This window comes from Clostridium folliculivorans, assembly GCF_024341905.1.
Classification (GTDB): domain Bacteria; phylum Bacillota; class Clostridia; order Clostridiales; family Clostridiaceae; genus Clostridium_AR; species Clostridium_AR folliculivorans.
In genome coordinates this window covers 152,208-173,588 of record NZ_BQXY01000002.1, presented here as the reverse complement: position 1 = coordinate 173,588, position 21,381 = coordinate 152,208, and the positions used below count along the sequence as shown (strand labels likewise).

Genomic DNA, 21,381 nt, shown 5'->3' with positions numbered 1-21,381 from the left:
ATATGATAATTGGTGTAACATGGCATATCTTTATAATAAATCTATGTATAAGAATATTGTTTAATTTAAGTGGTTATGAAGGAGATACTATATGAGCGAGCTACTAAAATTAAAGTATTGGATTGATAACCACTTAATTTAACGCCTATAATGAAAAATTACTTATATACTGGTACATCAAATATTATTTTTGCATTTGGTACCATGTCAAAACATTTTTTTATATAAACCGTTTGTTTTCTTGCCCACTCTGCATCTGTAGCATATTGATGTGTTCCAGTATTTTGAGGATTCCATCTCATTTTATAGATAGTATCCTGCTTGTAAGTGGCATTGTTTATGTATCCTTTTGCAATCCAATTGGCACCTCCATAGATTGCCTTGTCAATGCTTGTCCACCCTTGACTGTATGCGTAATATGCTCCATTTATTTCATTTCCATCAAAAGCTAGTATACCAAATAAATTATAAACTTTTTTAACTCCATCTGTACCATTTATATCAGTACCTTTAGCTAAATCTGATGTTCCGTTTCCAGTTTCAAGAATAGCATGTGCTGCTAAATAAATAGGATTAATATTATTAGCCTTAGCTGCATCAATAAAAACCTGGCCTTCATTCGCAAGTACACCATCTGATCTAAATAATTTATTAAGGTCACTAGCCGTTGTGCCATCTACATAACTTAATTTTATAAATTGGTATATGTAAGTAGGGTCATTTATTATGTAACTTGGATCTATGTTTTTTTGTACAGTTTGCTTTATGTACTGGTACCCATCGGGAGAATTGGTCCATTTTTGAATATTAGTTGTACTTCCATCAGAATTTTGCTGCGGCTGCCACATATAATATCCTTGAATGCCGTTTTGAATTTGCGCATATCTCCATTCCCATTGCTTTGTGGTACTATTTACTACATCAACTGCAGGTTCATCAGCCATTTGCTTATCTAGCATACTTGTAAGTGATATGTTATAACTTGAATATACCACTTCTTTTTCGTCAACTAATAATATCCTAATTCCTTCTAGTCTTAAACTTTGTCCCTCAGTTCCAGCTGCTTGTCCATCTTTAACCCAATTCTGCCAACCTACATTTTGAACATGAACTTGATACTTTACATGTAACCACGCTGGAGCACCTTCTAGCATTATTTTTATACCTTCAAGTCGTAGACTTCTTCCGGAAGTACCAGACATCTGTCCATCATACACCCAACCTTGCCATCCTATATTTTGAACGTGAGTTTGATATTTAATCCTCATTCCAGAAGTTTGATTTTTTAATGCTATATTTATTCCTTCTAGTCTGTACGAAAGCCCTTCTGTTCCACTTAACTGTCCATCGTAAACATAATCTTGCCAACCAACATTTTGAACATGCGTCCTATAAGTAATACCTAATTTTCCATAAAGAGATGAATCTTCTTTTACTATCCTTATTTTCATTGCTTCTAGTCTTAAGGATCTACCTTCTGTGCCCCCAAGCTGTCCATCTTGTACCCAATTCTGCCATCCTATACTTTGTACATAAGCTTGGTATTGAATATGGTAACCAACTGGCGCCCCTTCTAACATTATCTTTATGCCTTCAACTGCTAAACTCTTGCCTGAAGTCCCAGAAAGCTGTCCATCATAGACCCAATTTTGCCATCCTACATTTTGAACATGAGTTTGGTATTTTATCTTCATTCCTGATATAGGGTTTTCAATAGATATTTTTATGCCTTCTAACCTATAAGATAAACCAACTGTCCCAGAAGTTTGCCCATCAAAAACACTATTTTGCCAACCTACATTTTGAACATGCGACGAATATTTAACACTTATAGATTCACCTGTGTTATCAATAGCAAACACATCTACTGGATGAATATAAATAAGTGCTAATAACAATATTATAGGCGCAATATAAAGTAACCGTTTAATAAATTTAATCATGTACACCTTCCCTTCAAGCAATGCCATATTAAATCTAAACAAAACTTCTTTAGCTAAAACATTGAATTTATAATATAAATATAATCAATCCATACTTATACCGCAAATTTCGATAAAAATCACTTAAATTTACCTGTGGTTATATGAATTATTATAATTTAATTATAATTTATCTTAATATGTACAAGCAATAGTGAAAATATCATAAACGGATGTAAATATTGCCATCTAGCTCTTATCTATATCTTTATTTCTATTTAAATACCAATTTCATCATCAACTTCTTTTTTTAGTTTACCAAAAGATAGTTCTTTATTTTTTGCGCCCAATGTAACATATCCTTTAGCAAGATCTTCAGTTGTATTCTCTAAAAGCTTCATAAATTGTGTATATGCAAAGTTAAGCTTAGGATCCTGCATGTCTTTTCCGAAAACTTCATAAAGGAGGTCCTCTATCATTTGATCCATCCCCCATAATTTAATATGCAAAAGTTCATGTATTACTAATTCATCTAAATTTGTTGACTTAGGATTAAAATTATTTATTAAAAGTATCGCCTTTTTATCTTCTGAATTTATCTTTACATCACCTGATTTTCTCCAATCTTTTTCAACAAACTGATATTGAATATCCCAATCTCTTAATCTTAAAATATCTTGCCATTTACCTAATAACTCTTTTAAATTGTCTTCTTCAAATCTCATAATACTTTCACCTCTTTTTAAGATTGATTCTACCCTTCATTTATAAATCTTTAATTAAATAAATATTTTAATAGAATCCATAAAATAATTTTAACATAATTAATATAAAATGGAAAATAAACACAATTAATTATTGCTATATAAATGCTTATCTTATTAAATATTTCATTATCAATGTATGCTACCTTTAAGTATAACTGATTTTTGTAAGTGGAATAATAAAGCTGTTATAACCATAGGAGGTGAATGTTTTGGAACAACAAACTTTTGCGCCAGCAGAAACTATGCAAATACATGAACTACTCAACTTCAAAACTATTTGTATGACAACATCCAAGATGATGGAAGGGGTAGTTTTTGATCAAGAATTAAAGGCTTTATTAGAGAAAGATGTTAGATTGTCAATTTCAGCCATAAATGACTTACAAGTTCTACTCGGAAAAGCACCAAAATTGAGATAGGAGGTGTAAACAAAATATGATCAATGATTATTTGGAAGTAAGAAATGCAGAAGGAATGCCGAAAATGGTAGATGAAACCATGTCTCTAGCTTTCTTATTAAATGCCAAAAACGGAGTAAGACATTATGCCATTGCTTTAACAGAAGCTGCTACCCCAGAGGTAAGAGCCGCTCTGAATGCTCAATTAAATGATGCGATAAATCTACATGAAGAATTAACCAATCTCATGATTAGAAAAGGTTGGTTTCATCCTGTTGATTTGGAAAAGCAATTTCAAATGGATATGGAATCCTCCAGAAACGCAGTACAGATTGCAAGTTTAAATCTTTTTCCTGAGGATACAAGCAGACTTGGGGACTTTGCAACTCCATATAAATAGTAAGGAGGTAAAATTTTATGAAAGCTGTAACATTTCAAGGTATTAAAAACGTAGAAGTAAAAGATGTACCTGCACCATCAATACAGAAAGCTGACGATATAATTGTGAGAATCACTAATACAGCAATTTGCGGATCTGATTTGCATCTTATTCATGATATGGTTCCCAATCTACATCAGGATTACATAATTGGTCATGAGCCAATGGGTATCGTAGAAGAGGTAGGGCCCGATGTAACAAAATTAAAAAAAGGAGACAAAGTTGTTGTTCCTTTTAACGTAAGTTGTGGAGAATGCTGGAGTCAAGCCTGGAAATACTGTGGTTATTTTAGGCTGTAGACCTGTAGGTTTATTAGCACAAAAATTTGCTTGGTTACATGGTGCTGAACGAGTTATCGCAGTTGATTATATAGATTATCGTTTGAAACATGCTGAAAAATACAACTTAGTAGAGACTGTTAACTTTGAGCAACATGACAATACTGGTGAATACTTAAAAGAATTGACTCACGGAGGTGCAGATGTTGTTATTGATTGCGTAGGAATGGATGGTAAGATGACACCTATGGAGTTTGTTGGATCAGGTTTAAAACTTCAAAGTGGTGCACTGGGAGGTTTTAATATAGCAACTCAAGCTGTTAGAAAAGGCGGGATTATACAAGTTACAGGAGTATACGGCGGAAGATATAATGCTTTCCCTCTTGGTGACTTAATAAACCGTAATATTAATATAAGAACAGGCCAAGCACCTGTAATTCCTTACATGCCAATACTTTACAATCTACTTACTGAAGGAAAAATTGATCCAAGTGATATTATCACACACAGACTTCCACTTGACGATGCACCTCATGGGTATAAAGCTTTTGATACAAAAACTGAAGATTGTATTAAGGTTATATTAAAACCATAAATTGTTATTTAATTAAGGAGGTTACAATATGAATGACCAGTTTATTACACCTCATGAAACCTTACAATTACATGAACTATTAACACTAAAAAATCTTAGTTTAACAAAGGCAATTACTATGTCGCCTTTAGTAGAGGATAATGAATTAAAATCAATTATGAAAGAAAGCGTCTCAGCTGAACAAGTTCAGATAGGAGAATTAAGAGCATATATGGAACAGTCTTATGTAGCTAAGTGCAATCAATAAAAAATTATATTGATGCCTTGTCTATATTTTTTACACAAAAACTATAATTTCCCTAAATTTTTTTAATATATAACCTAAATAAAAAGTCCTAAGGAGGTGATTTTATGAACTCTGTAATAGAAAATCTTACTGGCCTAAACAAGATGAGTGATCAATTAATTGCTACAGATTTTTTACTTTCAGCCAAAAGTGCTGTAAGAAATTACTCTATAGCATTAACAGAAGCAACTACTCCAGAACTTAGATTGACTTTAAGAAATCATTTAAATGCAGCTATTGCTACACATGAAAAGATTTTTAATTATATGTTAAATAAAGGTTATTACAATGCTTATGATATTGCTGAGCAATTTAAAATAGATATGCAAACTACAGATACGTCATTGAACCTTAAAGAAACTGCAGACAACTTCTTATCTAACTTACTTAAATAATAATATTATTAAAATTCAAAGTTTAGGGTTCCTAATTTAACCAATCTTACAGTTATTCTTTTTATAATTATATATTATAAAATAGCTGTAGACTAGGTAACTTATGGGAACCCTATTGCATTTTTCCATATCATTAGTGAGTCTTCAATGGATCATAATCGATTATAACATCTAATACTAATGTACCGTCTTCCTTTATATCCTTTATTGTTACTTTTATATTGTTTGAATAATTAGCAACTAATTTATCATAAATTGCATATTGGTACTTATAATTATTTTCATCATAATGATATAAGTATAGTGTTCTTGTTCCAATATATCCTTTATTATATATTGCAGTTATTGTAGTTGCTCCACTCTTTACTTTTTTAACTTTAACATCTGGCTTCGTATATCCATCCATAGTAAAATAGATATCATTTATCTGCTTTCCAGTCTTATTAGCAACATATATATTAGGCCATGATTGCATTATCATTGTTCCAGAAAATCCTGGCATATTAATTCCCCCATTTTTGAATTTTATAAAAGTCTCTGAAGTGATCTTCTTCAGTGAGTTCTTGTATTGTCATAATCTAAGGTAACACTGAAATGTAGAGAGCCTGTCTTATCTACACTTGTAATCAACACTCGTATATTATTACAATAACCAGCGGTCATTTGATCATATATTATATACTGATGTTTCACGTTATTTTTGTCATAATGATATAAATATAATGCTTTTGTTCCAGCATAACCTCTGTTATATATGCTTATAGTCTTGGTATCTCCACATTTTATTTTTTTTATCTTAGGGTCTTTTGCTCTATAATCTTCTATAGTAATAAATATATCTTCTAGATCTTGATCAGATTTATTTACTACGAAAATTGTTGGCAATACTTGTGGTATAACATACATTTTTCTCACTCTCCCTAAATCCTTAATTTACAAAAATTTGCATAACTTATAAATACATGATACTCTCCATTAAACTTAAAGTAAACTATAGAACCGTATATTCAACCTTAAGAAAAGCTTAATTTTATATAACTTTCAAAACAATAAGGACAGGTAGCTTTGCTTTACTACCTGCCATTATTGTTGCTTATTTAATTTTAACCAATGTTTAAGAATATTGTTGAAATAAAGTGGTTATGCATAAGATTTATCTGATGGTTAACCGCTTAATTCCAATACAGACTTTAACAAGTCCTTATATTATATCAAAAACTAATACATTAACAGAGTTTGATGGTAAATCTAATATTACACAGTTACTACTTAATTCAACTTCCACCTCAACAGGAATAATTTTTTCATCATTCTTCTTATTAACATTAGGAAGATGAACAATATCTTCTTCTCCAGTTAATAGAATTAGTTTAGCTCTATCAGATAAACTAATGTCTTGAATGTCTATATTTATTTTTTTATTAAAGTTGTCCGCATTTACAAGTTTAATATAAACATGTTCAGAATCTCTTGTTACTGAATTAAATATTTGGTCATTATAAGCTTCAAGTTTATATTCTAATACTTTACTATAATTTGAGCCATCATTATATGAACAAACTAAATTACAACCAGTAGTTCCACCATAATTTACTGTAATAGTATACGCTGTATCATTCTTAATTTCCTCGTACGCCGAAGCCCTTAAGTTTCCAGCCGCTGTACTAGATGAATAATCGCCTAAAGTATAGCCCTCTACCCCATTTTTAAAAACTTTCACACCAGTAGCATTACCACTGTAAGCAATTGCATACTCTAATACATTTTTACTTTCAAGCTCAATGTTAGTTAGCCCTACTCCAACATAGAATCCGTCAACCCCATTAATTTTAGAGGCTGAGACTTCTACTTTATAATTGTTCCATTTATCATTCATAATATATAATCCATTAAGACCTGATGCTTGAGCTTTAAGAACTATACCTTTTGTTGAATCAATTGTATAGCCTGTTGATCCTGGAATCATACTCCAAAGATCACTTAATTCCTTTGTGAAATCTTGTTCAAAAATTATTTTCCCACTTTCGTTACAAATAACCTTTACACTTTTTATAGTAATTTCTGCATTTCCAGTTGCAATTTCAATGCCTCCATGTGGAATTAATTCTTTCTTTTCACCTTTTCTGTAAGTTGAGAAAGAAGTCTTTAATGCTTTCTTTCCTATATATTTAGCAAATAATTGTTGTACATAATAGTTTGGTGTATGCCATACTGTTTCATCATCAAACCAGATACAATCTGGTGTCCATCTATAAACATCATCAGTTAATACTTTGTTGAATAAAGGTGCTGTTGCTGCAAGTCTTACTACATCTGAATTGTTTTCAAAACCAGTCATTACTGCTGCTTCAGCTATTGCTCCTGCTAATGTATTCTTATCTGTAGAAGCGTATTCTCCGACAAAGACCTTTGAAGTTTCATTTTCATTTAAACTACCGTCAGTATTATAAGCTCTATAATAATAGTTATACCTATCAACATTGTTTAGTAAGTATTGATTTGAACGATAATAATGTTCATCAGCAATTGTTTCCATGTAATGGCTTTGTTTCTTATACCAAGATACTTCTTCTTCAGTACTTATCTTACCGTCAGTAAAGCTTACTTTTGCAGTTCCTGTTAAATTACCACTTAAGAACTTCCAACCGTTTTGATACGCATCATCATCAGCCTGGGCTCCAACAGTTGAAATAATATATAGTACATAGCCTGGATAATTCTTTTCCATATATTCATCAATTGCTGCCTTAAATATTTCAAAACTAGCAAAAAACTCTACTCCCCAGTTTTCATTTCCAACTCCTAAATAATGAAGATCAAAAGCTGCTTCATGTCCCATCTTTTTACGTAGTTTTGCCCATTTATTATTTTCAAAATCAGTACTTATTGCGAAGTCTATAAGGTCAGTAAAGTTATTTATATATCTATCTCTAAGTTCTCCTCCTGCTGGGTTAGCATAGTCCGAACGAGCCTGACATAAAACTCCACAGGCCATTACAGGAAGTGGTGTTGCATTTAGATCTTCAGCTAATTGGAAGTATTCCATGTAGCCAAGTCCCATTGTCATACCATATCCCCATACATTAAAATTTTCCTTACGTAACTCAACATTGTCTACAGAATCTTTCCAATCATAAACATTGTCCCATATAAATGATCCTTCTGAAATACATCCTCCTGGAAAACGTAAGAAGGTTGGGTGAAGTTCTACTAAAGCCTCAACCAAATCTCTTCTCAATCTATAATTGGGATTGCCATTATAGTTAGAGTTAGCAGTCTTTGAGGTTTCTTCTTCAGAGATTCCCCATACATCTTCAGGAAATAAAGATACCATATCAATTGATACTTCACCTTCAAAACTTAACACAAGCTGACCAAGTACTGACTTAGAGCCAGTTAATACAACTTTACTTTCTACACCGTACTTTTTCCAACAATTATTACCTGCTACCTTAACTACCGCCACATCACTAATAGCATTATTATCACTATCTTTTAATTCAAGTGTTATAGTAGATTCTTTCTCTGCTTTTGCCCAAATTGTAAAGTCATATTTTGCGTCTTTTCTTACAAACATCGAACAATAGTTATTAGTATCGGAAAAGCCCCTGTTAGATATAGTTGCACCACTGGCAACTGTTACATAATAAGAGTTTATTTCTTTATCTTCTATATTAAAAAAATCATTTAATCCACCTTCATTTTTAACTGTAACCTTATCTAAATCTCCATACCAAGCTTCTAAAGGAGTATGATTTCTTCCTGTAGAAACTGCATTTTCTCCAGAGTTTACTGAATAAGTATCAAAAGTAAATGCTTCAAAGGAACGATTTCTTACCAGCTCTGCGTATATTCCGCCATCAGCAGCATTATTTATATCTTCATAAAATAGTCCATATAATGTTTCACTTATATCAACAACCTCATTGCTTCCATCAATTGTTAGTGTATATTGTGGGAGATCTTTAGGAAGAACAGATATTTCAAAAGACTTTTCTGTTGTATAACTCCCCTTTTGTAACTTAGCAGTAATTGTTATTCCTTGAGGTTTTTCTATGGCCTTTACTACACCTTCATCAGTTATAACATCTTTATTGCTTGATTGCCAGTAAACATTTACTTTTCCACCCATCAAAGTTGTAGGTAAGGTTACATCATTTGATAAAACAGACGCTGGAAATGATAAGTACTTGTCTTTTGCTAAATTTACTATTCCATCATCAGTCAAAGATTCACACATAACCTCAATAACTTCATCTTCACTTAAAGCTGCTCGATAAACACGAAAATCAGAAAGTGAACCACAGAAATCAACATCCACTTCATGTTGAGATTTACCTATGCTGTTGCTGCTATAATTTTCTTCATTATTAAATGTGTCAAACCATTCTCTTAGTTTTGCATAAGTTCCGCTAGAAGTTTGACTTATTAATCCGTTTGCAACTATCTTACCATTAACATATATGACTGGACCGGCACTACTTAAAGTTCCTCCTTCTGTTCCCAAAATCGTGTATGAAACATGGAGCCACTCTCCTACAGGATAAGTTTGTCCAGCATCAGCAACAATATCTGCACCTGAGTTTAAGACACCACGTAAATTACGAGTTAAGAATAAATATGGCCCAACAGGTCCTTTTCCAAAATCAAAAATTCTCTCCCATACACTTAATCCTTTATCTAAATATACCCATGTTGATATAGTTAACCCAGTGTTATCATTTACACCTTTAAGTAAATTAGAAGGTAACTTTATGTAGGAAGTTTTATGGCTTCCTCCTGCAAACTTTACAGCAGTTTTACCAGCAACTATATTAATAGTTGGCTCAACTTCTCCTAATACTTCTCCATGGTTTTTGTTATCAGAACTATCCTTACCTACGTGATTTAAATCATCAAATTTATAATGAGCAATTATATTATCACTATAATTAACCTTACTATTATACTGTCTCATGTAATATCTCCCTTCATACCATTTTGTTTATTAATAGTTTATATTTATATAAACTATTTTACCTTATTATAAAATAGTATGTCAATTTATAATTTTATAATTGGCATGTTAATATCCAAAAAAGCAAACTGTAAATCCTTGTTAAGCACCTGATAAAACCAATTACACACTAGCTTCATATAGTATTTTCATTTTTTAGAAATTATAATTATAAGTATTTTCTACTGTATATTGCTACATTTAATTCATATTATATTAAAATAATGATTTATCTTATTTATAATATTAAAATAAAGAAACAGTTTATTATAATTAATAAATTAATTTTAAAAAACTAATTGAAATGCAAAAAAAGTAGTTCAATTTGAACTACTTTTTCTCTATATATTATTAAATTATTTTGTTTATTTATGCTGCATTTAACTCTTGAGCATCATCATCATTATCTTTACTCTTAAACATATTAAGTATTATCCTTAAGGTATATCCACCACCTAAGAAAGCAATCATAAATGTTAAAAGAATAATTATATCTTTGTGTAGCACTGACGTATTTATTCCACCTATAATCATTCTAAGTGTATTTATCGCATAGGTCATCGGGAAGATTTGACCAACAACTCTATAAAAAGTTGGAGCAGTCTCTATTGGGAATGTTCCTCCTGAAGATGATAGCTGTAAAAGGAATATAATAAACATTATTGGTGTTCCTATTACCCCAATAGCATGAGATACTCCATACATTACACTAAAGAACACAATTGCAATAAAAATATTACTTATATAAAAGCTTGTTATGCTTGTAGCATCTATATTTAGACCTTTCACTAACGCAAAGCTTAAAATCAAGGCTTGTAAAGCTGCCGTTGCTGCACCAAACGCAAATTTGCCACCAAAGCTCTTAATAAACTTATTTTCAGTCACATTAAGTTTCTTCGCTATTGATAATACAAGGTTTATAAACATCGAACCTAACCATAAAGATAGACATACAAAGTATGGTGCAAGTCCTTCTCCATAATACTTAATAGCATTTATTGAATTGTCCTTAAGGGTAACTGGTTCTGATACAAACTTAGACATATTATCTGAGTTAAACTTCAAATTCTCATTCATTTTATCAAAACCACTATTTAGTCCATCTTTAAGTTTAGCAGTTCCATCGTTAGCATCATTTAATCCATTCTTTAGCGTTACGGATCCACTACTTAACTTATTAAGTCCATCTGTTAATTCTCCAGTCTTTACCACAGCTGTATCTAATCCATCTTTTAAACTAGTAGTTCCAGCACTGGCAGATTTTAATCCATCACTTATTGAAGTTGAACCAACACTTAACTGATTCAAACCATTAGAAAGCTCACCAGTTTTTTCAGTTGCTGTATTTAAACCTGTTTGTAAAGCAGAGCTTCCGTTTTGAATGGCCTTTGCTCCAGCTATGAGCTGATCTGCACCAGCTGCTGCCTTGTTTTGAGTTTCTGATAGGCCACTTACTAATTGATTTATACCAGAATAAAGATTCTTGGAACCGTCACTTAGCTGCTGTAAAGTATCAGGTAGCGGTTTTACTGCTTCTGCTAAACCTGAAAGATGCCCACCTAGGTTATTATTTTGATTAACAGTATTTAAGTTTTGAATAGTTCCGATTATCAAGGCTAACTTCTGCTTATCGGCATCAGTTAAAGTTGAATTATTAATATCATTTAGAAGGCTTGAATCAATCTTGCTATTTGCATTGCTAATCGCACCACTCTCTAAATTAACTCCATCTGCTAATGCTTTAACATTGTCATAAGTCAAATCTTTTGCACTAGACTTTAATGCAGAAGTTCCATCACTAAGTGCCTTAGCACCACCTACTAATTTAGGTATTTGATCATTGCTAGCTGTTAAGCTTTGTTTAAAAGCATTAAGGCCATCAACTAATTTTCCAGCACCATCAACAACCTGAGTTTCTCCATTAGAAAGTGTATTTAATCCTGACTTTAAATCTCCTGATCCATTAGACGCTTGATTAAGGCCACTTGATAAAGCATTGCTTCCATCTAATAATTGCTTAGTTCCATTTTCAAGAGTTGTAGCTCCGTTACTTGCTTGCATTAAACCATCTCTTAATTGGCCTGATCCACTTGCAGCAGTACCTAGTCCGTCAGCTAAAGTTTTACTTCCATCTAAAAGCTTCTGAGTACCATCTTGTAACTCTGCGGCACCATCACCAGCATCTTTTATAGAAACCTTAACATCGTATAAACTGTCAACTAATGCTTTAGAGATCTCTTTCTGAATACTTGAACTCACTTCAGTCTTTATACTTTCTGCTACCTTTTCTGATATTTGAGAAAACACGAAGTTTCTTCCTTTATTTCCTTCATAAATTACCTCAGGAGTATTAAATGTTCCATCCTGTGAAGCTGCAATTTTCTTTGAAAAATCTTCAGGTATTTCTATCATTGCATAATAGTCAGTACCTTTTACTCCTTTTTGTGCCTCTTCATAGCTCACAAACTTCCAAGCTACTTTATCATTTGTTTTTAGATTCTTCTCAAGTTCTTTTCCTACTGCATACTCCTTGCCATCCTTAGTAACTGACTTATCCATATTTACAAAGGCTACTGGCACATTGTCAAGTCTGCCATATGGATCCCAGAATGCTCCAAGGTAAATAGAAGAATAAAGCATTGGTATGAACATTACTGCTGCTAATGCTATGCTTAAAATAATAATTAATGTTTTTTTACTGCTTGTCCTATTTTTTCTGTTCATTCTTTTACCTCCCTTAAATATTGCTACTATTTTCTTATCATGTAAGATAAGTTTTTTAACTTGGGGGTCAAAATGGATAATATTTTAGTTTATTCGTTTAATCAATTAAACCAACACTACAAAAAATTTATCTAAAATGACAAGTGCCCTCTATAAAACTCATAAGTAGCTTAATTTTTTCTATTGGACTTTTTAGTGTAAGAAAATAATAATTTTCTGTACCTACTTTCTTTATTGCTACAAAACCTGCTTGCTTTAAAATCTTTAGATGATGCGATATTGCAGGTCTAGAAAGTGAAATTCCTTCAGTAATCTTATTTACATTAAGCCCTTCTTCTTCCTGTGCTAAAAGCATGATTATATTCTGTCTATTTTCATCTGCTAAAACATTGAAATAAGGAATGCACTGCCTAAATGTATCTATGATTTGCTGTTTATTTGGCCTATTATCCATATTAACCTCCAATCGTTTATTGGTTTAATCTCTTAAACATATTAATATAATAAAACTTTCTAATTTCATTGTCAATACATGTCGAATAATGTATACAATTACACGAAAATCTTATTTTTTTATTTTACATTATGTAGTTATAATAACTAATTTTGCCTTATAAATTATTATATATACGTTAATTTAGGCTTTGTTTAATAGTATTGTTAAAATTAAGTGGTTATAAAGCATAGGATTGATAACCACTTAATTTAATAACATATACAAAACAAACTTAAAGAATTAATATATCTTTAAAGTATTGTGTTATAGCTTTTTCACTATTTCCTAGATTTATTCTTACTTCATTTATATAAATCATTAATTGTTCAGAAAGACAAATATTTACATCATACTTCAAATTCCTTTTTTCATATTCCTTTGACATAAACTTATTCAAGTAAAGCTCAACATCTTTTATAGAGAAAAGTTCATTTTTTTGTTTCTTACCTTCTAATTCTTCTATTAAAATACTCTTAACTTCTTTCATTATTTTGTAAAGATTCATTTGTTTCCATCTTATTGTTCTTAGTTTTAAATCTTCAAAAATATCTTCTTGTTCTTTTCTAATTATAGGAACGCCATGTAGCTGTTTTTCAAGCTTCCTAATTGTTGAGTTGTTCCTATCAAATTTACTCATGATAAAAAGTGCTCCATAATCATATTCTGTTCTTATAATTCTTCCATAGATTTGTTTAAGATCAATCGATACAACAGGAAAATTAACATTCGCATAAGATTGCCAATAATCTTTTCCTTTTTCAAGCCCCTTTTCAACTAAAGATTTATATAATGGTTCTTTACTATTAATATTAGGTACCTTATCCAAGATTACAGTAGTCATAGTATCTCCAGGAATATCTATTCCTTCAAAATAGCCCTTTGATCCTAAAAGTATAAATCTTTTTTCTCTCAATTTAAGTTTTTCTATGTCTTTTTTTCCTTCTACAATTCTTACCCCTAAATTTTTAAGTTCCAGTGCAGCAGCTGATTTAAAAGCTTGCAATCTTTTTTTACTTGTAAAAAGAATAATTATGTTTCCTTCAATGTTATTTAAAAGCTCTAAAACAAAACTTTTCATTTCTTCCGAGAAAGCTCCAATATCATTTGGATCCATACCATCAAAACTGTATATTGCACTTCTTCCTTTATAATCAAAAACCGGCTCTATAGGAGGTACCTCTAGTATTTCTTTGTTTTGGGATTTAGCTATGTTGATTCCTAAGTTATTTTTTAAATTATTATATCCATTATCCGTACTTAATGTAGCAGATATAAACAAACAACTCTTAGTTCCATTAAGAACTTTTTCATAAAAATCACTTGAAACATCTAAAGGAATGCTTGATATCTTCCACCATTTAAGACTTTTTTCAACTTCAAAATAAAAACAGTAGTCATTTTTACTTTGTTCAATCACATTTTCAATTAACTTAATATATCCACTTATAGCTTCAACTTTTTCAATCATTATCTTAAGTCGTTTATCTTTCTCTAGAGCTGTTATCTCTTTTAAAACATTAACGGCCTTATCAATATTTAAATTTAAGTCCGCTACATCTTCTTTCAAATATTGTAAACAGTTTATAATTGGTGTTATATTAGGATTATTTTTATTCAAGTGTTCTTTTATATTATAATCTCTACTTATTAAGTTAGAATTTATGTAGTTATCAAAAGCTAGTCTTACATTGTCCAGCTGTTCTAAGCAACGATTTATTCCTACTTGTATATTTTTTAAAGGTAAATTATTATTTTTTGCTCGGAGGGAAAGGTAATATAAAAAACCATTTTTTCCTTCTTCATCATATATCTCTGTTAAAAACTTATGAAACTCGTATGATATAAGTGTTTCTTCAAAAGCATCATAAGCTTCCTGTACAAGATTATGAGCTTCATCAATCACGATATTTTCAAGTGGAGCTAGACTCTGATAGGGCCACTTAACTAATAAAGAATGATTCACTACTATTAATTGAGATTCTTTTAATGCTTCCACCTTAGCTGCATAATAGCACATATCTCGATATTTACAACTGTCTACATCACAAAGCTCTGAGTCACAAAAACACTGATCTAGCAAACCATTTAAATTAAACTTCTCTTTTATTAGGTAATTAATTTCTTCTATGTCACCAAAACTTTTTTCTGTTATCAATCTCTTTAAATAAATATATCCTATAAGACTTTTCATATCTTTCGGATACTCTATATCTTCAAATCTATCATAGCATAAATAATTACTTTTCCCTTTTATTAAAGTATAACTAATATCATTCTTCATATTCAATGCCTCTAAAAGGTTTGGAATATCCTTCTCTACCAACTGATTCTGAAGTCCTTTTGTGTTAGTAGAAATAATAACTTTCTCTTCTCTCAAATGAGAGTAAATAGACGCAGGCAGCAAATATGCCATACTTTTACCTAGTCCTGTAGGGGCTTCCATTATAGTAAACTTGTTTCCTTCTAAACCTTCTTTTATGAACTTAGATGCATCTCTTTGCTGAGTTCTAAGTTTATAATCACTTCTATTTCTTTTCCATATATCTTCATTTTCAAAAAGCTTTTCATAATCCTTAAGCGCAAAGATAGTATATGGTTTTTTATTTTCCACCTTAGTTTTTGAAGGAATATTAGAAATAAAATATTTAACATCATCCATATTAATATTTGTAAGGTATTTATACCAATCCCATGCTTCTAGCTCTGTTATACTCATTGGAATAGTAAAACCATTTTCAAAATAAAATATACTAATAGCATGATTAATTACCTCTATAGTATCTTCTGAATCACTAAGTCCTCTATGTATTTCTTTCCTTTCCTTAGGTAAAAGTTTTTTCATTAAGTATTGAAGATTAAATTCATGAAACTCAGGAAAAAGAATAGCAATTAGCTCAAGAGAGTCTAAAAAACTATTTTTTACTGTTAGAAAGCTCTTTTCGAAAGCTGCATTATGGCATATTAAGGGAAGTTCTTCAATAAAGTCAACAAATTTAGCCATAACTTCATCTAATTCAGGTGCACAATCCAATGCTTCTTGATTTATTCCAGTACACAAATCAAGAATGTTTAGTGGGACTTCTATTTTAGGATTAACTAGGCTGCTAAATCTAGCAACTATACCATCTTTTATTTTAACTGCACCAATTTCTATTATTCTATCTTCTAGTGGATTGAGACCAGTTGTCTCAATATCCAAAAACACTACATTATTTAATATACTAAAGGGATCCATACTTTCTCCTCGATTTTCATTAGTAATCTGTAAAAAAGCTGCCGAAGCCACCTTCTTCAGTGAGCTTTTTTTGCGAATCTGCTTTTCCGAGTATATACATAGGAAAACTTGGCAGCTGATATATGCTTCTTTTTATTTTTCTATTATATCTCGAACTAAATTTCTCTACAATAGTATTGAATTTTAAGGATTTGGTTAACATTTTATGAATTTCCATATTTTCTGCTCAATAATAGTATTTATAATACAAAATAATAGTAAATAAAATTGGAAGTAGGTGAAAGCATATGGATGTCAGTAGTATTAAATGTTTAACATTAAAAAGACTATAATTTCTACTTTAATATTAGAAATTATAGTCTTTTTAATTTCAAATTAATCCTCATCCAAATATGGAATAATTATTGTAAAAGTAGTCCCAATACCAACCTTACTATCTATCTCAATTCTTCCCTTATGCTCTTTAATAATTTGATAGCATGCATTAAGACCAAGGCCAGTACCTGTTTTCTTAGTTGTAAAGAAAGGCGTTCCTATCTTCTTAATTATAGCTTCACTCATACCTTTACCATTATCCTCTATTTTGATATATACTTCCTTAGATTGTTCATTAAGCCCTGTACTTATAAGTAATTTAGGATTCGAGACATTTTCCATCGACTCAACTGCATTCTTGCAAATATTTAGTATAACTTGTTTAATTTGAGTCTCATCGCATAATATATATCTTTCGTCATAATCTAATTCCAACGACACTTGAACTTTGCTCATTAATGATGAAGTCTTTATAGTACTTTTCATTGATGAGATTAAGTCATTAAATGCTACTTCTTCTAATTCAGTTTCTCTTGGTTTTGACAAATTTAGAAAATCACTTATAATTCTATTTACTTCATCAGTATCAGAATTTATTTTATTGGCAAAGCCTTTGATTCTATCATTATCAGTATATAGCTGTATTAATTGGCTGTTTCCTTTTATTGTCGTCAAAAAATTTCTTGTTTCATGGACAATGGTAGCCCCCATCTGTCCAAGCAAAGCTAATTTTTCTTGGTTTATCAATTTTATCTGATTCTCTTTCACCTTAGATACATCTTGTACAACTATCATTAATCCAATTCTCTCGTTATAAATATTCTTTATCACAGACGTACTTATCTGTATATTTTTTTTATTCCCACTTGGAGTCTCAATAACACAATCGATTCTACCATCTCTAAAATTAATTGGTGTAAATATTTGGTGAACTTCATTATTATTCAATTTTAGAAGATTGTTCAGTTCATATGTGTTCATTTTAATTATATCTTTATAGTCAACTTCTACTAAATCAGCAAAGTAACTATTGCATGCGATTATTTCTCCGTTATAATCAATTATCATTGTAGGTACTGATATAGAATTTAATATAGTTTGAGCCTGTAGATTTAGATTTTCTATTTGTTGTTCTTGTTTAATATCATTTGTAAGTATAAGAACACCGCCCTTGATCTTATGAGCATTAATCAAAACCTTTATTTCTTTATTATGTGAATCTAAATAAGTTCTAATTATATTTTGAGTTTCTTCTTCATTATTATTTACTCTGTATGGTAAGGAGTTTTCATAATTATTTCCTACCTTACGTAAAACTTTTGATATTTCATAATCATTTAAGCCTATAATACTTTTCTTTGAATATTTGAATAGTTCCTCAAATTTGTTATTAACAAAATCAACTTTATTATTCAAATTGTAAGTATGAATAGGTATAGGTATTGCATTAAGAATATCAGATAGCCTTTGATTATTTTCATTTAATTGATCATAAGGATAATTAATCAAACTTTGAAAAACTGCCTTATAAAGATAATAATAGCTACATATCTTTAAAACATGACCAAATACCACCCAAATTGAATCTGGGCTTTTGAAAAGTGTAAAACATACCTCTGAAGGAATTATCAAAAGAATTGATATATAAAGGAATTTAAAATTAATCAATTGTTTTGTAACAAGGTTGTTTTTTAATTTATATAAAGTTAAAGCAGCTAAGATTATTATAAAATACTCTAGAATTATTTTTAAAAGCGTAATTCCATTTACAGTGTAAAATGAAGGGGTAAATCTTTTATTTATTTGTAAAATATAAAATAGAAAGCTTATAAGTACTAGCGTTTTAAACATAGCAATATACTTATTACCATTTTTTTTATATGGTAAATACGAAAACATCAACAAAGTAAGAACTTCTATAATTCTTGCAAGCAGCCAATATTTTAAAGATGCATCACTATTAGCAACATCATGTAAAATAATATATTTATAAAAATAAGTATGTACTACATCCATTACTGAAACGATTAAGTATCCAAATCCTAATATAAAATTTATGCTTTCTTCTGAACTGTGCCTATTCCATATTATTAAGAAAGTAGATACCCCCATAAAAACACTTAGTAATTCAAGCGTCATATGAACCAACTCTTTATCCAAAGCCCAAAATTTATTGTATATAACTATTGATAAAATAAAGGATATAAATAGTACAATTATAAATGTAACTATTATATTTATAATTATTTTTTGATTAACGTCCTTACATATTACCTCGTACTTATTGTTTAACATAACTATAAAACCCCTTTATGTCAGATATAAATATCAGAAAATTCTATGTTAACCCTCTCATCTTTATCTTTATTCGCTATCCATCTATCTAAATATTGATCCGAATTTAATATTATGTTCTCATTTTCAATATTTTTTAACGGAAGTACAATATCAAATTGAGTAAACCTTCCATATTCGCTTGTAACGCTAATTGTTCCACCATGCATCTTTATCAAAGCCCTAGCTAGAGACAATCCAATACCTGCACCTTCGCTTGTTCTAGATAATGACTTGTCAACTTGAATAAATCTCTCAAAAATCGAATTTAGTTTGTCTTTTGGAATTCCAATACCTGTATCCTTTACGCTTATTTTAACTCTATCCCCTAGATCTTGGACTGCTACATCTATTTTCCCTCCAGGTTTAGTAAACTTTACGGCATTAGAAAGTAAGCTTAAAACTACTTTCTCTATTTTATCCTCATCACACCCAATTATCTTTTCTTCAACATCAGTATCAAATATTATTTGGATGTTTTTTTCTCTCATATAAGATGCAACAGATTGTGTTATATCTTCAACTATTTTTACAATATTGTAGTTATGAAAATTCAAGCCATAATAGCCGGAATCTATCTTCGTTATATCCAATAAATTATTTATAAGTCTTAGCAATCTGTAGCAGTTTTGCTTCATTACATTAGAATATTTCTTTATATCCATTATCTTAGGATTTGTATCATCAACAGCATATAATTCTATAAGCTGTAAAGAACTTAGCAATATATTTAAAGGAGTTCTCAATTCATGAGAAATATTCGAAAAAAACTCAGTTTTTAACCTGTCATACTCTAAAGTTTTCTCTAAAAGCAACTTATTTTCTTCAGCTTTCTTTTTTTCTGTAATGTCTCTTATTGTAGAAATAATATTTACCTTTTGATTATGAGAAAATCTCACTGATATAACTTCAACATCAATTAAATCGCCTTGTTTCGTAACAAACTTATATTCAATAGGTGGCAACACTATATTGCAACCTAAAAGAGAGTTTAATCTTTCAGTGACAACATCATGAAATTCTTTATTTGCAACTTTACCTAATTTCTTTCCAACCAATTCATTGGGACTATCATATCCTAATATCTTTAGATATGAATCACTAACAAAAGAAAATGTTTTTGCATCATGTATGCTTATCCCTATAGGTAATATATCAATTAAACTTTTGTACAATTCTCTGCTTTCACTAAGTTCAATCTCCAATTGCTTCCGTTCTGATATATCCCTAATAGTAGTCACAACTCCTTTTAATCCTTTCACAGTATAAGGGAATGAAGCTGCTTCAACCGTCAGCACTTCATTATCTTGTCTAATAACTTTTTGCTCTTCAAAATGCACTGATTTTAATTTATTGTATAACATATCTTTTCTATTATTAATATGATACACATCATCAGGATGGGCATAAGGCATCATGCTTTTACCTTTTATATCTTCAAAGTCCTCAACACCTAACAATCTAAGCCCTTCTTTATTGACCTTCTCAAATTTCCCATCAACTGTTACATATATACTAACAGGGAGATTTTCAAGAATATCATTATATCTATCGCCACGATTTTTAATGGCTTCGAATTTTCTTTTCTCATTACTGATGTCCCTTATATCTACAAATAAAAAAATACTATCTCCAACTCTTTCATCTTTACATTTTAGTTCTATATGAATTTCATTTCCCCTAGGATTTTTGATTTTGTATTTACCATCTTCTACATTTAAACGTTTTCTCATTTGATTAATAAATACTTTATCATTTTCTTCTTCAAGCAAATTAAATATTGAACTTCCCAATATCCACTCATAATCGCACTCCATAATTTTAAGAAGTGATTCGTTAACAAAAACTATTTCATTATCCTTTTGAACTACAATTGCGCCAGGCATATAATTAAAACAAGTAAAATCTAAATTTAATATCTGATTACTTCTTTCTTCATCCTCAAATTCAATATTGTCAACAGCTGTTGTTTCAAACATCTGATCAACTCCTCCATATGTTAGAAAAAATTTCACATTTTACTATAGTTCTTCATATTTTGCGAAATTCCTCTTACACCAACCCTTTATTTGTATGTTTTTCATATAATTACAACATAATATGCTATTATGTTAATAAGTCGGTTATTTACTCTGATTAGTATACTTTAATAAGCTTTTAAATGTTATAAAAACCCCTAAAGACTTATTCGATATGTCTTT

General features: G+C 30.3%; 14 protein-coding genes and 1 pseudogene. 5 read left to right on the top strand and 10 right to left on the bottom strand.

Annotation, left to right across the window (positions count from 1 at the left end):
- Positions 1 to 158: 158 nt before the first annotated feature.
- Together OCU55_RS07155 and OCU55_RS07150 are read right to left on the bottom strand one after the other, a co-directional pair.
- Positions 159 to 1,943: a glucosaminidase domain-containing protein gene (locus OCU55_RS07155; protein ID WP_261851641.1), complete on the bottom strand. Its 1,785-nt coding sequence runs from the start codon at positions 1,941 to 1,943 to the stop codon at positions 159 to 161.
- Between the two features lie 257 nt (positions 1,944 to 2,200).
- Positions 2,201 to 2,647: a hypothetical protein gene (locus tag OCU55_RS07150; protein WP_261851640.1), complete on the bottom strand. Its 447-nt coding sequence runs from the start codon at positions 2,645 to 2,647 to the stop codon at positions 2,201 to 2,203.
- 242 nt (positions 2,648 to 2,889) lie between these two features.
- Here OCU55_RS07150 and OCU55_RS07145 point away from each other — a divergent pair, with 242 nt between their 5' ends.
- The 5 genes and pseudogenes from OCU55_RS07145 (at position 2,890) to OCU55_RS07125 (ending at position 5,080) form a co-directional block, all read left to right on the top strand.
- Entirely contained in the window at positions 2,890 to 3,108 is a 219-nt protein-coding gene (locus OCU55_RS07145) for a spore coat protein (RefSeq protein WP_427847039.1), read from the top strand.
- A gap of 16 nt (positions 3,109 to 3,124) precedes the next feature.
- Positions 3,125 to 3,487 (top strand): spore coat protein, encoded by a 363-nt coding sequence (locus OCU55_RS07140; protein ID WP_261851638.1) that lies wholly within the window; start codon positions 3,125 to 3,127, stop codon positions 3,485 to 3,487.
- A 17-nt stretch (positions 3,488 to 3,504) separates the two neighbouring features.
- Positions 3,505 to 4,399, top strand: a pseudogene (locus tag OCU55_RS07135) (alcohol dehydrogenase catalytic domain-containing protein).
- 28 nt (positions 4,400 to 4,427) lie between these two features.
- The gene (locus tag OCU55_RS07130; RefSeq protein WP_261851637.1) at positions 4,428 to 4,646 is read left to right on the top strand and encodes a spore coat protein; all 219 of its coding nucleotides are present in this window, start codon (positions 4,428 to 4,430) and stop codon (positions 4,644 to 4,646) included.
- A gap of 104 nt (positions 4,647 to 4,750) precedes the next feature.
- On the top strand, positions 4,751 to 5,080 hold the full coding sequence (locus OCU55_RS07125; protein ID WP_261851636.1) for a spore coat protein: 330 nt from the start codon (positions 4,751 to 4,753) through the stop codon (positions 5,078 to 5,080).
- Between the two features lie 133 nt (positions 5,081 to 5,213).
- Here the strand turns inward: OCU55_RS07125 and OCU55_RS07120 are convergent, their stop codons facing one another.
- From OCU55_RS07120 to OCU55_RS07085, 8 genes are all read right to left on the bottom strand, one after another.
- Positions 5,214 to 5,582 carry a hypothetical protein gene (locus OCU55_RS07120; RefSeq protein ID WP_261851635.1) on the bottom strand — a complete coding sequence of 123 codons (369 nt, stop codon included), beginning with the start codon at positions 5,580 to 5,582 and terminating at the stop codon, positions 5,214 to 5,216.
- A gap of 50 nt (positions 5,583 to 5,632) precedes the next feature.
- Positions 5,633 to 5,986, bottom strand: coding sequence for a hypothetical protein (locus OCU55_RS07115; RefSeq protein WP_261851634.1), 354 nt, complete (start codon positions 5,984 to 5,986; stop codon positions 5,633 to 5,635).
- 295 nt (positions 5,987 to 6,281) lie between these two features.
- Positions 6,282 to 10,037, bottom strand: coding sequence for an alpha-L-arabinofuranosidase C-terminal domain-containing protein (locus tag OCU55_RS07110; protein WP_261851633.1), 3,756 nt, complete (start codon positions 10,035 to 10,037; stop codon positions 6,282 to 6,284).
- Positions 10,038 to 10,445: 408 nt separating this feature from the next.
- Entirely contained in the window at positions 10,446 to 12,800 is a 2,355-nt protein-coding gene (locus tag OCU55_RS07105; protein ID WP_261851632.1) for a YhgE/Pip family protein, read from the bottom strand.
- Positions 12,801 to 12,927: 127 nt separating this feature from the next.
- Positions 12,928 to 13,254: an ArsR/SmtB family transcription factor gene (locus OCU55_RS07100; RefSeq protein WP_261851631.1), complete on the bottom strand. Its 327-nt coding sequence runs from the start codon at positions 13,252 to 13,254 to the stop codon at positions 12,928 to 12,930.
- 274 nt (positions 13,255 to 13,528) lie between these two features.
- Positions 13,529 to 16,531, bottom strand: a complete 3,003-nt coding sequence (locus OCU55_RS07095) for an exonuclease domain-containing protein (RefSeq protein ID WP_261851630.1) — start codon at positions 16,529 to 16,531, stop codon at positions 13,529 to 13,531.
- A 375-nt stretch (positions 16,532 to 16,906) separates the two neighbouring features.
- On the bottom strand, positions 16,907 to 19,141 hold the full coding sequence (locus OCU55_RS07090) for an MASE3 domain-containing protein (protein ID WP_261851629.1): 2,235 nt from the start codon (positions 19,139 to 19,141) through the stop codon (positions 16,907 to 16,909).
- 20 nt (positions 19,142 to 19,161) lie between these two features.
- Complete coding sequence (locus tag OCU55_RS07085; RefSeq protein WP_261851628.1) at positions 19,162 to 21,159, bottom strand: PAS domain-containing sensor histidine kinase; 1,998 nt, start codon at positions 21,157 to 21,159, stop codon at positions 19,162 to 19,164.
- Between the last annotated feature and the right edge of the window lie 222 nt (positions 21,160 to 21,381).

What these genes read in the sequence shown, in the direction of transcription:
- OCU55_RS07155 (WP_261851641.1), bottom strand. Translation starts at nt 1,943, where the DNA reads ATGATTAAATTTATTAAACGGTTACTTTATATTGCGCCTATAATATTG.
- OCU55_RS07150 (WP_261851640.1), bottom strand. Translation starts at nt 2,647, where the DNA reads ATGAGATTTGAAGAAGACAATTTAAAAGAGTTATTAGGTAAATGGCAA.
- OCU55_RS07140 (WP_261851638.1), top strand. Translation starts at nt 3,125, where the DNA reads ATGATCAATGATTATTTGGAAGTAAGAAATGCAGAAGGAATGCCGAAA.
- OCU55_RS07130 (WP_261851637.1), top strand. Translation starts at nt 4,428, where the DNA reads ATGAATGACCAGTTTATTACACCTCATGAAACCTTACAATTACATGAA.
- OCU55_RS07125 (WP_261851636.1), top strand. Translation starts at nt 4,751, where the DNA reads ATGAACTCTGTAATAGAAAATCTTACTGGCCTAAACAAGATGAGTGAT.
- OCU55_RS07120 (WP_261851635.1), bottom strand. Translation starts at nt 5,582, where the DNA reads ATGCCAGGATTTTCTGGAACAATGATAATGCAATCATGGCCTAATATA.
- OCU55_RS07115 (WP_261851634.1), bottom strand. Translation starts at nt 5,986, where the DNA reads ATGTATGTTATACCACAAGTATTGCCAACAATTTTCGTAGTAAATAAA.
- OCU55_RS07110 (WP_261851633.1), bottom strand. Translation starts at nt 10,037, where the DNA reads ATGAGACAGTATAATAGTAAGGTTAATTATAGTGATAATATAATTGCT.
- OCU55_RS07105 (WP_261851632.1), bottom strand. Translation starts at nt 12,800, where the DNA reads ATGAACAGAAAAAATAGGACAAGCAGTAAAAAAACATTAATTATTATT.
- OCU55_RS07100 (WP_261851631.1), bottom strand. Translation starts at nt 13,254, where the DNA reads ATGGATAATAGGCCAAATAAACAGCAAATCATAGATACATTTAGGCAG.
- OCU55_RS07095 (WP_261851630.1), bottom strand. Translation starts at nt 16,531, where the DNA reads ATGGATCCCTTTAGTATATTAAATAATGTAGTGTTTTTGGATATTGAG.
- OCU55_RS07090 (WP_261851629.1), bottom strand. Translation starts at nt 19,141, where the DNA reads ATGTTAAACAATAAGTACGAGGTAATATGTAAGGACGTTAATCAAAAA.
- OCU55_RS07085 (WP_261851628.1), bottom strand. Translation starts at nt 21,159, where the DNA reads ATGTTTGAAACAACAGCTGTTGACAATATTGAATTTGAGGATGAAGAA.